A 13,145-nucleotide genomic window follows, 5' to 3' on the forward strand; every position below is an offset into this window, starting at 1 on the left:
TCAGGATACGGCAACCCAGTCGGCGGGCCGCTCCGTCAGCCCGAAATGCCAAGCGATGGCCTGGGCGATACGCTCGGCGGCGTGCCCGTCCCCGTAGGGATTGCGGGCCTGACGCATTTTTTGCAGTTCGGCCTCACTGCCTAGCAAGTCGGTCAGCACCTGTTCCAGCCCTGCCGGGTCGTTGCCTGCCAGCTTCAGCACGCCCGCTTCCACGCCTTCGGGCCGCTCGGTCACGTTCCTGAGCACCGCCACGGGTACGCCCAGCGCCGCGCCTTCTTCCTGCAAACCGCCCGAATCGGTGGCGAGCAGCACTGAGGCCGCCATCAGCGGGGCCATGTCGGAATAGTCCAGCGGCTCGGTCAGTTCGAAGTTGGGTACGCCTTCCAGCACGGGCCGCACGGCTTCCTGCACGGCGGGCGACAGGTGAACGGGGTAGATGAAGTGATGCTGCGGGAACTTTTCCGCCACGCGGCCCAAGGCCTGCGCCATCTCGCGCATCATGGGCTGGTTTTCGCGTCGGTGCATGGTGACGGTGACCAGCTTCTGGCCCGCGCCCAGGCGTTCTTGCCACGCGGGACGCAGCGGCACCCGGCCCGCCACCTCGCGCACGGCGTCCACGGCAGTCTGCCCCGTCACGAAAATGCCGTCCTCGGCCTTGCCCTCGCGCTGCAAGTTGGCCTTGCTGGCCTCCGTGGGCGCAAAATCCAGCGCCGACAGCACCCCCGTCAGGCGGCGGTTGGCTTCCTCGGGGAAAGGTTCGCGCAGGTTGCCCGAACGCAGGCCCGCCTCCACATGGCCCACGGGGATGCCCTCGTAAAACGCCGACAGCGCCACGCAGAACGAGGTGGACGTGTCGCCGTGGACCAGCACCATGTCGGCTTCCATCTCGCGCAGCACCCGGCCCGCCTGCGGCACGATGCGGGCGGTGAGGTCGGCCAGCGTCTGGCGCTCGGTCATCACGTTGAGGTCGCGGTCAGGCGTCAGGTCAAACACGCCCAGCGCCGCGTCCAGCATTTGCCGCTGCTGTCCGGTGGACAGAATCAGCGGGCGCAGGCCGTCCACCCCTTGCAGGGCGCGGTAGACGGGGGCCATCTTGGTGGCTTCGGGGCGGGTGCCAAAGGCGAGGACAATGTTTTTGGGTTGGGTCATGGGATTCCTTTTGGAAGCAGAAGGCTGAAGGCAGATGGCAGATGGCTTTTTCCGGTTACCAGCACCGTTTCAAGCTCAGTTCAGTTCCCGCGTGCGTTCGCGTTCGTGGGCCTGAATGCGGGTATGGGCCACGAACCACAGGCACGCGCCGACCAGCAGCGCAGTCACCAGTACGGCCAGCGGCGCGACGCCTTGCAGCAACATGCCCAGCACGCCGCACAGCAGCGCCACGCTCCACAGGATGACGGCGGTGCGGCGGGCCGAGGCGGTGCGGGCCAGCACGCGGTGGTGGATGTGGGTCTTGTCGGGGTGGCCCAGCGGGTTGCGAATGCCCCGGCGCAGGCGACCGATCACGACCTGGGTGGTGTCCAGCACCGGCAGCGCCAGCACGATAAACGGCACGATCAGACTCGCCCCCGCGCTGACCTTGAGCGTGCCCAGCAGACTGACTGCCGCCAGGGTAAACCCGATCAGGTACGCGCCCGCGTCGCCCATGATGATGCGGCTGGGGTTGAAGTTGTAGCGCAGGTAACCCAGGCACGCCCCCGCCAGTCCCGCCAGCAGGATGACCGCCGCCGCCCGGTCAGGAAACTGCGCCGCCGTGACCAGCAGCACCATGCTGACCACGAAACCTACCCCGCCCACCACGCCGTCTACCCCGTCCATCAGGTTCACGGCGTTGGTCAGGCCCACGATCCACAGGATGGTCAGGGCCGTGCTGAGCGGATTGTTGACCGCGTCGGGCAGTACGGGCATGAACGGAATGGCGTTGAAGTCCATCTTCAGGCCGTTGACGATCAGCAGCACCGACACCAGCAGTTGCACCAGCAGGCGCGAGAGCGGCGAGAGGCCGAACTGGTCGTCGATAAAGCCCACCAGCACCAGAATCGCCGCGCCGAGCATGATCGCCAGCACCTGAATGTTGACCAGTTCCACCACGATCGGCCGCAGCGCCCAGGCCACCACGATGCTGACCACGAAGCCCGCGAAGATGGCGAGGCCGCCCGCGTTGGGGAGCGGTTCCTTGTTGAGCCGCCGGGCGTTGGGCATGTCGGCCCAGCCCGCCTGCACCGCGAATTCGCGCAGACGTGGAATGAAAAGCCAGGTCAGGGCCAGGGCCGTAACGAACGTGACCAGAACACTGAGAAATCCCGCCCCGAACGGGTCAGCGATGCCGAGTTGCGCTGCGAGCGCCCGCAAAGAATCCATAACGTGACTGGATTCTAAAGGCCAGGGGTGAGAAAAGGCGTCCGCCGAAAGTTGTGGGGGTGGGTCGTGGGCTGAGGAAGACGGACTTGGACTCAGGCCACTGAGCCATCTCTGTTGATGGTCGATGGGCTCGCTTCGCTGATGGTTGATGGAGAAAATGCTGTGTTTGACGTGCTGTAGAGCGGCTCACAAAGAGAAGACCGCTTCAGGTCAGCCCCTGTTGCTGCGCGTACAGCCGCACGCACTGGGCCAGCCAGTTCACTTCGGGGTCGTCGTCATACTGTGCGGCCCACACTTCAAATTCCTGCACTGTCCCCGCCCAGCGTTCGGTCTGGTAGGTGCCCGCCACACACACGCGGCCCGTGCTCGACACGGCGACCAAATAGCCGCTGTAGCCCGTGCCGAAGGTCACGTACTCCTGCCCGTAACTCACGTCGAAATCGATTTGGATGCCGGGCAAAATCTGCGGGCCGTCCTGACCGCAGGCAATCACCGCCGCGCCGTAAATCTGGGTCGTACTGCTCAGACGGGCGACGTTTTCCACCACCGCGTCGTCGGTCACTTCGCTGTCGTCGTCCATCAGGATGAAGCCGCTCAGCCGCGCCCGCCCCCGCACCACGGCGCGGTCCGCGATGCGGCAATCGCCCTCCACCACCGCGTCCTCAAAGATGCAGGCGTCGGGGTAGACCCAGCACTCGCCCGCGTGCGACAGGTTGGCTTCCTTCTCAATCCAGCCGCCGACCTCGCCCGCCGCCACGTCCGACAGTTCCAGGGACCGCAGCGCCCGAATCTGCCGCAGCGTGCGCCCCTCTAGCGTGCGGGTCAGGCCCGTGAATTCGTACTTTTTAGCTGCGTCTTGCATGGAATCCTGGGCGCTGTCCTGCTTTTCTTCAGCGTTTGGACCCTTCACTTCGTGCCGTAAATCCGGTCGCCCGCGTCACCCAGCCCCGGCACGATGTAGCCGTGGTCGTTGAGGTGGCTGTCCACGGCGGCGGTCACGATTTCCACGTCGGGATGCGCTTCCTGCACGGCGCGGATGCCCTCGGGAGCCGCCAGGATGGACATCAGTTTGATGGAGTGTGCGCCCGCGTCCTTGAGGTTCTGAATGGCGGCGTTGGCGCTGCCGCCCGTCGCCAGCATGGGGTCGGTCAGGAACACGCGGCGCTCGGCGATGTCGGTGGGCAACTTGGAATAGTAAGCGACAGGCGCGAGGCTTTCGGGGTCGCGGTACATGCCGATGTGTCCCACTTTGGCGGCAGGCACCAGATTCACGATAGCGTCGGTCATGACCAGCCCCGCCCGCAGAATGGCGACCAGCGCCAGCTTTTTGCCGCTGAGCATGGGAAACTCGCCTTCCTCGATAGGAGTGGCGAAACGCACCGGCTCGACCTCGAGGTCACGCATGGCTTCGTAGGCGAGTAGCAGACTGAGTTCGCTGGCGAGTTCGCGGAATTCCTTGACGCCAGTGCGCGTATCCCGCATCAGGGAAAGTTTGTGCTGAACCAGAGGGTGCTGAACGACGGTAACCATGTCCCCTACGATAACGGTTCGTGGGGAAGGGTCGAAACTACGCTCGACGCACCCTAGTCCAGCGCAGGCAGGCGGGCCAGCACATGCCGCGCTCTGGGCACCTTTTTCTCGCGCTGGGTGTCGAATTCGTAGGGTTCGTTCATCAGGAACCAGTACAGGTCGTGCAGCGTGGTCATGGCGAGATAAGCGCGGTAACGCTGCAACGTGGGGGGCTGCTGGTCAGGCAGGAAGGTCAGGGCCGCTGTCAGACTCTCGTCGGCGCTCAGCAGATCGAGGGTGCCTGTCTTGAGCAGCGCCAGGTCACGCAGCGGGTCGTCGGGGGCCGATTTCGTCCAGTCGATGATGAGCACTTCGCCGCTTTCCCGGTTCATCAGGATGTTGTCGTGCCACAAATCCAGATGGCAAAAGGACGCGGGTTGGTCGAGCAGCCCCCGCTCCAGCGGCACTTCCACCGCTTCGAAGAGGTCGCCCAGCCCGTACCCCGACAGCGAGGAGCGAAAGCGCCGCAACCGCTCCTGCACCCGCCGCAGGTTGACCCGGCCTTCCTGGCAGGCGTGCAGGCGGGCGAGTTGTTCGCGCAGGGCGGGCAGCGCACGCGACACGTCGGCCCGGGCCAGCGGCCTGCCGGAAAAGCGGCGCAGCACCAGTGCCTCGACTCCGTCCCCCTCGGTGGCGTCAATGACCCAGGCACCCAGCCCGGCGCGGCGCATGTTTTCGGCCTCCAGGCGGTGTTCGCCCTGGTGGTTGCGGTAGACCTTGACCACCGCCTCCCCGTCCTGCGTGGCATAGACGCGGCTCTGCATCCCGCTGTCCATAGGAGTCAGGGGACCGAAACGCGCTTCCAACACGGGAAAGTGCGTCTGCTGTGGCGCTGGGGAAAGGTTCACCTCACGGCCCAACTCAGGACACGGCGGCCTTCTCCAGCGCCTTGTCCAGAGCGGCGACCACGCGGGGGTCAAGCCCCTTGCCCGACTGGGCGTGCACCCGCTCAACCTCACCCGTGCGGACATAAGCGTTGGCGACAGCGAGAATCCGGGCGTACAGCGGAATGTCTTCGCCCGAGAGCTTGTCGGGCTCGCCCTGACCGTCCCAGCGTTCGTGGTGGTTGCGAATGGCCTTTTGCGCCTCGGACAGGTGCGGCACGTTTTGCAGGAAGTTGGCCCCGACCTGCGCGTGCCCCTGCTCGCCGTGAATCTTGCCGAGGTCGTGCAGGGTGGCGGCGAACCACAGTTCTTCCAGTTCACGGGCCGACAGACCCATCGCCCGCCCGATTCTCAGGCTGTTTTCGGCCACCGCCGCCGCGTGACCGACCCCGTCGAACTCCTGACTCTCGATGGCCTCGACCACCGCGCCCGAAATCTGCCGGGCGGCCTGCTGCCAGTCGTCGCGGGCGTCCAGCATCCCCAGGATCGGGGCCACCGCCGTCGCCCAGCGGGCCACCGCTTCCTGCTGCATGGGCGTAATCGGGTCGCTGCTGGTCCGGTCCAGCACCAGCGCCCCCAGCGTGCGGCCCCGGTCACTGATGGGCACGACCAGCGAGAGCGGCACTTCGCGCATTCCGGCGGCGTCCAGAACCTTGTGTACCTCGGACGCGTTGGACTCGTACAGTTCGCTGCTGCCTTCGGACAGGATGCGGGGGCGCATGGCCGCCCAGGGGCCGCTCAGGACTGTTCCAATCAGGCTCCGCGGGTATCCGAACACAGCCGCCACTTTGTCCTGGCCCCGGCGCACAATCGCGTATCCGTTGACATGGTCGCCCAGCAGCGTGGACGCGTAGGCCAGAGCATTTTCGAGAATGCCCTCGGCAGAAGGCCGCGCCAGCAGCTCGGTCAACACGCGGGTGGGATCCAGCATTTCGGAAGGCGCAGGCCCGGCGACGCCCGTGCGGCGAGGGTCGGGGGCAGAATTGTTGGCAGCTTTGCGTCGAAACACGGTAGGCCCAGTATAGCCGCGTCAGACGGGTCTGGGCTTGACTCTTCACATCCAGGAAAGGCACCCGAATGTGTTCCGCGTCGCCCAAACCCGTATCTCCCTTACTCTGCTGCGCAACTTGCAAGTCTGTTCGGAAAAACAGTTCGCATACGCAGACTATTTTTCCGAGCGGTATTACCCTGAGGGCAGATGGCTCCCCGCACCCCCCCACGCCCGACCCCACTAGATTCTCCGGCCCGTGCCCCACAGGGCCATCCGGTCACATTGCCCGTGCAGCAAGCCTACGCCCGCTACGGACGTCAGGCCCGGCAATGGATAGGCCAGTATCAGGCCAAAGGTGGGCAGGTCTTTTGCGGCGCTGGCTGTCACTTTTGCTGCGATATGCCCATCCGCGTCAGCCTCGCTGAAGCCCTGATCACGGCCCAGGCGCTGACCCCGGCCCAGGCCCGCGCCTTCGAGAAGCACGCCCGCGCCGTGCAGCAAAATGCCCGCACCGCCCAAGACGAAGAAGAATTCGTGCAGCGCCACCGCTTTGAAATCAGCTTTTGCCCGCTGCTGGACCGCGCCACCGGAGCCTGTACCCAGTACGAAGCCCGCCCGACCCGATGCCGCGACACCTTCAGCGCCTTCCCCGCGCACTTTTGCGCCTGTGGCACCTGGGAAAGCATGAGCCGCCGCGAACAGGCCGAGTACCGCCGTGAGGTGGCCCGCACCCCCGGCACCGACGGCGAACTGCACTTCATCGCGCCGCTGGAACACCTCAGCGAACCCGTCTGGGCCGCCGCCAGCAAAGCGATGCGTCAGGCGTGGGGCCTGGAGGTGTGGGGCGACTTCTGGACGGTCACCACGCTCGCCCGCGACCCGCAATTCATGGCCCGTATCCAGCAGCGCGACGGGCGCGGCGCATTGACCTACGCCAAAAGCAAAGGGCTGGCGCACCCGGTCACGCTGGAAATCGGCTGACCGAACACAGCAGCCCAATTCCACGACAAAAAAACGTCCCCGGCCAACCGACCGGGGAGAGCGTTTTATTTGACCCTCAACGTCAGAGAATGTCGTCGCGGATGCAAGCCTTGAAGTGCTGGGGCGCGATTTCGCGCAGTTCGGGAACGATGTTGGCGCAGTCGGCAATCGCGTAGCGGCAACGGGTGCGGAACACACAGCCGCTCGGGGGGTTGATGGGGCTGGGAATGTCGCCTTCCAGAATGATGCGCTGGCGCTTGATGGTCGGGTCGGGAATGGGCGAGGCCGACAGCAGCGCCTCGGTGTAGGGATGCTTGGGGTTGCGGTTCAGTTCGCGGCTGGGCGCAATTTCCATGATGCGGCCCAGGTACATCACGATCATGCGGTCGCAGATGTACTCCACGACGTGCAGGTCGTGCGCGATGAACAGCACCGTCAGGCCCAGTTCTTCCTGCAAGTCCTGAATGAGGTTGACGACCTGTGCCTGAATGGACACGTCGAGCGCCGAAACGGGCTCGTCGGCCACGATGAAGCTGGGGTCCACCGCCAGAGCGCGGGCAATGCCGATGCGCTGGCGCTGACCGCCCGAGAACTCGTGGGGGTAGCGGCCCATGTGCTCGGGGCGCAGGCCCACACGCTGAAGCAGTTCGGCAATGCGGTCGATGCGCTGTTTGCCAGGGTGCAGGTTATGAATCTGCATCGCTTCGCCGATGATGTCGCTGACCGTCATGCGCGGGTTGAGCGAAGCGAAGGGGTCCTGGAAAATAATCTGCATCTGGCGGCGGTAGTCGCGCATCTGCGGCTTGGATAGCTTGGTGATGTCGGTGCCGTCGAAAATGACCTGTCCGCCCGTCGGTTCGATCAGGCGCAGCAGGGCACGTCCGGCGGTGGTCTTGCCGGAACCGGACTCACCGATCAGGCCGACCACTTCGCCCTTGCCGACCTTGAAGGTGATGTCGTTGACGGCCTTCACGTTGGCGACCACACGCGACATCAGACCGCCGCGAATGGGGAAGTATTTTTGCAGGTTGTTGACTTCCAGCAGATTGGTGCGGGGAGCCACGCTGGGGTTGGCCTGGTGTCCAGGGGTCAAAACGGGGCCAGTGGTCATGCGTTCACCTCGCTGCCCTGACCGATGTGCTGCACGGTATGAACGCGGTCAGGGTCGGCGGCTTCAAATTCGCGCCAGCGGATGCAGCGGGCCATGTGACCGCCGCCCGTGTCTTCAAGCGCGGGGACACCCTGCGAGCACTGCGGCAGCGCGAACTTGCAGCGCGGCTCGAAGGTGCAGCCGGGGGGCAGATTCAGGGGGTTGGGCACGTTGCCGGGAATGGCTTCCAGGCGCTTTTTGGGCTGCCCGGGAACGTGCGCGTGTTCTTCCTCGCTGGGGCGGGGAATCGAGTTGAGCAGGCCCATGGTGTAGGGGTGACGGGGGGCTTTGAAAATCTCGATCACGTCGCCTTCCTCGACCACGCGCCCGCCGTACATCACCACGACGCGGTCGGCCATTTCGGCCACCACGCCCAGGTTGTGGGTGATGAACAGGATGCTCATGCCCACTTCTTTTTGCAGGTTGCGCATCAGGTCGAGAATCTGCGCCTGAATGGTCACGTCGAGCGCGGTGGTCGGCTCGTCGGCAATCAGGAGCGCAGGCTTGCACGACAGCGCCATCGCAATCATCACGCGCTGGCGCATCCCGCCCGACATCTGGTGGGGGTACTCGTTGACGCGCTTTTCGGGTGCCGGAATGCCCACGAAACGCAGCATGTCGGTGGCGACATCCATCGCTTCCTTGCGGGTCTTGCCCTGGTGCAGCATCACGGCTTCGGCGATCTGGTCGCCCACCGTGTACACCGGGTTGAGGCTGGTCATCGGCTCCTGAAAAATCATGGAGATGTCGTTGCCGCGAATCTTACGCATTTCGGCTTCGGACACGTTGACCAGGTTCTTCTGCACGCCGTCCTTGCCGGTGAACAGAATCTCACCGCCCGCGATCTGGCCGGGAGGCATGGGAATCAGGCGCATGATGGTGAGGCTGGTCACGCTCTTGCCCGAGCCGGACTCGCCCACCACGGCGAGTGTCTCGCCCTTCTTGATGTGGAAGGTCACGCCGTCCACGCTCTTGACGACGCCGTCGTCGGTATGGAAGTAGGTCTGGAGGTTGTTGACGGCGAGCAGCACCTCGCCCGAATGTTGCTGGGTCATTTCTTTCCCCTGTTGTGCATGAGAGGCATCATAGCGTTTAGCGGCGGCGGCGCGGGTCGAAGGCGTCGCGCAGACCGTCGCCCACGAACTGCCAGCCCAGAACGGCCAACATGATGAACACGCCCGGCAGCAGCACCCAGGGACGAGTGTCGAGCGACTCGAAGCCGCCGTCTTGCGCCAGTTTGAGCAGACTGCCCCACGAAGCGTAAGGCTCCACGATGCCGATGCCGATAAAGCTCAGGCCCGATTCGGTGAGGATGTAACCGGGAATCGCCAGCGACATCGCCACGATGATGAAGGTGGCCGAGTTGGGCAGCAAGTGCTGACCGATGATGCGGGCGTCCGACGCACCGAGGGCGTTGGCGGCCTGCACATAGTCCATTTCGCGGCCCGACAGAATCTGTCCACGGACCACACGGGCGATACCGCCCCAGCCGATGAACGCCAGCAGACCGACCACGATGTAGAACACCAGAATCGGGTTGGCTTCGAGCGGGAACATGGCGCGCAGCAGAATCAGCAGGAAGAGGTCGGGAATGGCGGCCAGCACTTCGACCAGACGCATGATGATGGTGTCGGCCAGCCCCCGGAAGTATCCGGCGATGCCGCCCAGCACCAGCCCCAGCACCAGCGACAGCACCGAGGCGATGATGCCGATGGTCAGGCTGATTTGCGAACCGTACATGATGCGCGAGAACTGGTCACGCCCGAAGTTGTCGCTGCCCAGCAGGTAGAGCTTGCAGGGTTCGTCCACGCCCAGGAGTTTGAGGCTGCTGGGGATAAAGCCCAGGAACTTGTAGGTGCGGCCCTCAATGTCGGGGTTGCGGACAAAGAACTTGACCGGGCACTTGACCGAAGGGTCTTCGGTGTACTTGTCACGGAAGGTTTCCATGTCGATGTCGCGCTTGAGGCCGTAGACGTGCGGGGCAAACTTGCCGTCATCCTGCCAGTGAATCTTGGTGGGGGGTGCCCAGGAAATACGGTCGGAAGTGCTGTACTCGGTCAGGCCGTAAGGGGCCAGGAAGCCCGCGAACAGGGCGATGAGATAAAGAAAGCCCAGGATGAACAGGCCCAGGCGGGCCAAGGGGTTGCGGAAAAACTGGGTCCGAATGACCTGCCACTGGCTCTTGGACTTCTGAATTTTCTGAGGTGCGGTTGCCGTTGTCATCTCCAGGCTCCTTAGCTGTACCGAATCCGGGGGTCAACGGCAGCCAGCAGCAGGTCGGACAGCAGGTTGCCAATCATGAACAGGAGGGTGCCGAGCGCCGTCACCGCCATCAGGATGTAGATGTCCTGGTTGCCGAGCGCCGTGAGTTGCAGCGGCGTCAGACCGGGCCAGTTGAACACGATTTCCAGAAAGCCTGCGCCGCTGATCAGGCCAGGAAGCAGGCCACCCAGACCTGCGATGGTCGGAATCATGGCGAGCTTGAATGCGTGCTTGTAGGTCACGGCGCGGTCGTTCAGGCCCTTGGCGCGGGCGGTGCGGATGTAGTCCTGACCCAGCACTTCGAGCATCTGCCCGCGAATGAAGCGGCTTTCACCCGAAATGCCGCGCAGCACCAGAATGATGGACGGAATTAGGGCGTGGAGGAACACGTCCCAGAAGCGGCGCAGCGGAGAAATATCTGCCGGGAGTGCGCTGCTTGACTTGCCACCCAGCGGCAGATCCCAGCCGAACTGCTGCTTGAGTTGCAGCATGGCGTAGATCGCCAGCAGGCCGAAGAAAAACGAGGGAATCCCCAGGCCGATGTAAGAAAAGAAGGTGAACACGCGGTCCCAGAAGCTGTAGGGCTTGAGCGCACTGTACACGCCGATAGGAATGGACACGGCAAAGTGCAGCACGGTGCTGATGACCACCAGAATCAGGCTGTTGAGAAACGGCCCCTGAATGACTTCGGCCACCGGGCGCTTGTACTGGAAGGAATCGCCCAGATCGCCTGTCAGCAGATTCTTGAACCAGTAGAGGTACTGAACGATGACGGGCTGGTCCAGGCCAAACTGCTGGCGCAGGCGTTCAATGGTTTCCGGCCTGACGGACGGGTTTTCCTTGAGCTGAGACAGAAAGTCTCCTGGCGCCGCCTGGGTAATGAAGAATGCCAGCATGGTCGCCACGACGAAGGTGGGAATAAATTGCAGCACACGCCGCAGGATGTAAGGAAGCAAGGTAATGACCCTCCACGCGCATCAGGTGTTGCCCTGAAAGGAACAAAAGGTGTCTCGGCTCTCATTTGGCCGGATTCATGGATTGAGCGCGGGGCCATGTGGTAGCCCCGCGCCCGACTGGAACTCAGAATTGAATTCTAGGCGTGGTCAGCTCTTACTTGATCCAGGTCAGCGCGATGTCGCGGGGACCGTAGAAACCGGCGTTCAGTGCGGTCATGGCGTTGCGGGGCAGCTCGCCTTGCACGCGGTCAGTCCAGGCGTAGTGAACGGTCTGGGCAGCCAGCTGGATGTAGGGCTGGTTTTCCATTTCGTTCTTCTGGATCTGGGCGGCGACAGCCTTGCGCTTGGCGAGGTCGAACTCGGCGCGGCCCTTCCAGTACAGGTTCACGGCCTGGGTTTCGAAGGGGAAGCGGCACTTGTTGCTCTGGTTGAACATGTGCAGGTTGCCGCCGTCGGTCAGGCCGGAGCATTCCACGACGTTGGGGCCGGACACGGGGTAAGCGCGTCCACCGCCGACCAGACCGATGATGATGGCGTCGAAGTTACGGCGACCGAAGTTGTCCTTGGCGTCGAGCAGGGTGGTCATCTGGTTGAAAGCGATGAAGCTGGTGTTGATCTTGACGCCCACCTTCTTGGCTTCGTCCTGGATGATCTTGGCGTAGCCCTGACGACGGGTGTTTTCGGCGTTGGTGATCAGGGTGAACTCGAGCTTGTTGCCCGCCTTGTCGGCCAGGATGCCGTCCTTGCCCTTCTTGAAGCCGAGTTCGGCCAGCAGCTTGGCAGCGGCGGTGGGGTTGAACTTGTACTTGTCCATGCCCGAGGGGATCCAGTCCTTGTAGACGGGGTAAACCGAGGTGTAGGTGGGCTGACCGAGACCGCCGAGCGTCAGGTCGACCATCGCTTCACGGTTCATCAGCATGCTCATGGCCTGACGGAACTTGACGTTGGAAAACAGCTTGGTCTTGAAGGTGGCACTATCGTCCATGTTAAAGACCATGAAGTCGCTGCTGGCGCGAGCGCTGGCGTTGGGAATCAGCACACCTTTGACCTTTCCGCTGTCGATGGCCGACTTGACCTGGGCCAAACGGTCACGGAGGTCGGGGCTGTAGCTGTCGAGGTTGCCACCCAGGAACTGGGCAAGCTGCGCGTTGGCGTCAGCCACGATGTTGATCTGCACGCCGTCCATGTAGGGCAGCGATTTGCCCGCGCTGTCCTTGTTCCACTCGCCGAAGTAGGGGTTCTTCTTGAGGATGGCACGCTCACCGCGCACGTACCGCTCCAGCATAAAGGGGCCGCTGGTCACGACGTTCTTGGGGTCGGCGCTGATGGTCCACATGTCCTTGATGCCTTCAGCGCCCTTGGACTTGTAGACGGGCATGAAGATGTGGGTCGGCTGAGGCTCGAAGCCCCACAGGGTTTCCAGAGCCAGCACGTCGGCCTTGGGGAACACGATCTTGATGGTGTTGGCATCCACCTTGCTGACCTTGATGGGCTGGTTGTTGATGAACCAGCCGTCGTAGCTGTTGCTGCCCACATCTTTGTTGGTGTGGATGGTGAAGCTGGTGATCCAGTCGTCGGCGGTGATCGGCTTGCCGTCGCTCCACTTCATGCCCTGACGGATGTCCACCGTGAAGGTCCGCTTGTCGGCGGACTGAGTGTACTTCTCGGCCATGTAGGGGTAGAACTGGTTGGTGATGGGATCGATTCCCAACAGGCCGCCGGCACTCAGAAGGGCGGGCAGGTTGGGGCTTTCTGCCGTGGTGAAGGGGTTGTTGGTCTTGAAGTCCTGAAGGTTGACGGCGCGGAAGGTACCGCCCGTCTTGACTTCGCTGGCCTTGTTGGTGGTCCAGCTCGCAGGGTAGACGAACGGCGCAGCGAGCGAGGTGCTCGCAGCCAGGGCCAGGGCCAGCATCATTGCTTTCTTCATGAAATCCTCCGGGATATTCTGGAAAAAGCCAACGTCGGAGCGCACTCGCTCGGCAACGTCAGCGTGA

Annotated in this window: 12 protein-coding genes; 1 reads left to right on the forward strand and 11 read right to left on the reverse strand. The window is 63.5% G+C overall.

Features of this window, described 5'->3' with window-relative positions; genetic code table 11:
• The 6 genes from wecB to Q4C89_RS02090 form a co-directional block, all read right to left on the reverse strand.
• Nucleotides 1–1,149 carry a non-hydrolyzing UDP-N-acetylglucosamine 2-epimerase gene (gene wecB / locus Q4C89_RS02065; protein WP_303100946.1) on the reverse strand — a complete coding sequence of 383 codons (1,149 nt, stop codon included), beginning with the start codon at nucleotides 1,147–1,149 and terminating at the stop codon, nucleotides 1–3.
• A 75-nt stretch (nucleotides 1,150–1,224) separates the two neighbouring features.
• Nucleotides 1,225–2,358, reverse strand: a complete 1,134-nt coding sequence (locus tag Q4C89_RS02070; protein WP_303100947.1) for an MraY family glycosyltransferase — start codon at nucleotides 2,356–2,358, stop codon at nucleotides 1,225–1,227.
• A gap of 205 nt (nucleotides 2,359–2,563) precedes the next feature.
• The gene (locus Q4C89_RS02075; protein WP_303100948.1) at nucleotides 2,564–3,220 is read right to left on the reverse strand and encodes a hypothetical protein; all 657 of its coding nucleotides are present in this window, start codon (nucleotides 3,218–3,220) and stop codon (nucleotides 2,564–2,566) included.
• A gap of 44 nt (nucleotides 3,221–3,264) precedes the next feature.
• Nucleotides 3,265–3,888, reverse strand: a complete 624-nt coding sequence (gene upp / locus Q4C89_RS02080; protein WP_303100949.1) for a uracil phosphoribosyltransferase — start codon at nucleotides 3,886–3,888, stop codon at nucleotides 3,265–3,267.
• Between the two features lie 53 nt (nucleotides 3,889–3,941).
• Entirely contained in the window at nucleotides 3,942–4,703 is a 762-nt protein-coding gene (locus Q4C89_RS02085) for a phosphotransferase family protein (RefSeq protein WP_368493197.1), read from the reverse strand.
• An 85-nt stretch (nucleotides 4,704–4,788) separates the two neighbouring features.
• Nucleotides 4,789–5,820 carry an HD-GYP domain-containing protein gene (locus tag Q4C89_RS02090; RefSeq protein WP_303100951.1) on the reverse strand — a complete coding sequence of 344 codons (1,032 nt, stop codon included), beginning with the start codon at nucleotides 5,818–5,820 and terminating at the stop codon, nucleotides 4,789–4,791.
• 189 nt (nucleotides 5,821–6,009) lie between these two features.
• Here Q4C89_RS02090 and Q4C89_RS02095 point away from each other — a divergent pair, with 189 nt between their 5' ends.
• Nucleotides 6,010–6,783, forward strand: coding sequence for a YkgJ family cysteine cluster protein (locus Q4C89_RS02095; protein ID WP_303100952.1), 774 nt, complete (start codon nucleotides 6,010–6,012; stop codon nucleotides 6,781–6,783).
• Nucleotides 6,784–6,865: 82 nt separating this feature from the next.
• On the opposite strand, the gene Q4C89_RS02100 is transcribed toward Q4C89_RS02095, so the two are convergent.
• The 5 genes from Q4C89_RS02100 to Q4C89_RS02120 all read right to left on the reverse strand — a co-directional run bounded on the left by Q4C89_RS02100 (nucleotide 6,866) and on the right by Q4C89_RS02120 (nucleotide 13,078).
• Entirely contained in the window at nucleotides 6,866–7,894 is a 1,029-nt protein-coding gene (locus Q4C89_RS02100) for an ABC transporter ATP-binding protein (RefSeq protein ID WP_303100953.1), read from the reverse strand.
• Nucleotides 7,891–8,988, reverse strand: a complete 1,098-nt coding sequence (locus tag Q4C89_RS02105; protein ID WP_303100954.1) for an ABC transporter ATP-binding protein — start codon at nucleotides 8,986–8,988, stop codon at nucleotides 7,891–7,893. The genes Q4C89_RS02100 and Q4C89_RS02105 overlap by 4 nt, the downstream gene beginning before the upstream one ends.
• Nucleotides 8,989–9,025: 37 nt before the next feature.
• Nucleotides 9,026–10,156 (reverse strand): ABC transporter permease, encoded by a 1,131-nt coding sequence (locus Q4C89_RS02110; RefSeq protein WP_303100955.1) that lies wholly within the window; start codon nucleotides 10,154–10,156, stop codon nucleotides 9,026–9,028.
• 11 nt (nucleotides 10,157–10,167) lie between these two features.
• Complete coding sequence (locus tag Q4C89_RS02115; RefSeq protein ID WP_303100956.1) at nucleotides 10,168–11,151, reverse strand: ABC transporter permease; 984 nt, start codon at nucleotides 11,149–11,151, stop codon at nucleotides 10,168–10,170.
• Between the two features lie 154 nt (nucleotides 11,152–11,305).
• Nucleotides 11,306–13,078 (reverse strand): ABC transporter substrate-binding protein, encoded by a 1,773-nt coding sequence (locus Q4C89_RS02120; RefSeq protein ID WP_303100957.1) that lies wholly within the window; start codon nucleotides 13,076–13,078, stop codon nucleotides 11,306–11,308.
• Between the last annotated feature and the right edge of the window lie 67 nt (nucleotides 13,079–13,145).

Origin of the sequence: Deinococcus sp., assembly GCF_030523985.1 — a bacterium.
GTDB lineage: Bacteria > Deinococcota > Deinococci > Deinococcales > Deinococcaceae > Deinococcus.

What these genes read in the sequence shown, in the direction of transcription:
- wecB (WP_303100946.1), bottom strand. Translation starts at nt 1,149, where the DNA reads ATGACCCAACCCAAAAACATTGTCCTCGCCTTTGGCACCCGCCCCGAA.
- Q4C89_RS02070 (WP_303100947.1), bottom strand. Translation starts at nt 2,358, where the DNA reads ATGGATTCTTTGCGGGCGCTCGCAGCGCAACTCGGCATCGCTGACCCG.
- Q4C89_RS02075 (WP_303100948.1), bottom strand. Translation starts at nt 3,220, where the DNA reads ATGCAAGACGCAGCTAAAAAGTACGAATTCACGGGCCTGACCCGCACG.
- upp (WP_303100949.1), bottom strand. Translation starts at nt 3,888, where the DNA reads ATGGTTACCGTCGTTCAGCACCCTCTGGTTCAGCACAAACTTTCCCTG.
- Q4C89_RS02085 (WP_368493197.1), bottom strand. Translation starts at nt 4,703, where the DNA reads ATGGACAGCGGGATGCAGAGCCGCGTCTATGCCACGCAGGACGGGGAG.
- Q4C89_RS02095 (WP_303100952.1), top strand. Translation starts at nt 6,010, where the DNA reads ATGGCTCCCCGCACCCCCCCACGCCCGACCCCACTAGATTCTCCGGCC.
- Q4C89_RS02100 (WP_303100953.1), bottom strand. Translation starts at nt 7,894, where the DNA reads ATGACCACTGGCCCCGTTTTGACCCCTGGACACCAGGCCAACCCCAGC.
- Q4C89_RS02105 (WP_303100954.1), bottom strand. Translation starts at nt 8,988, where the DNA reads ATGACCCAGCAACATTCGGGCGAGGTGCTGCTCGCCGTCAACAACCTC.
- Q4C89_RS02110 (WP_303100955.1), bottom strand. Translation starts at nt 10,156, where the DNA reads ATGACAACGGCAACCGCACCTCAGAAAATTCAGAAGTCCAAGAGCCAG.
- Q4C89_RS02120 (WP_303100957.1), bottom strand. Translation starts at nt 13,078, where the DNA reads ATGAAGAAAGCAATGATGCTGGCCCTGGCCCTGGCTGCGAGCACCTCG.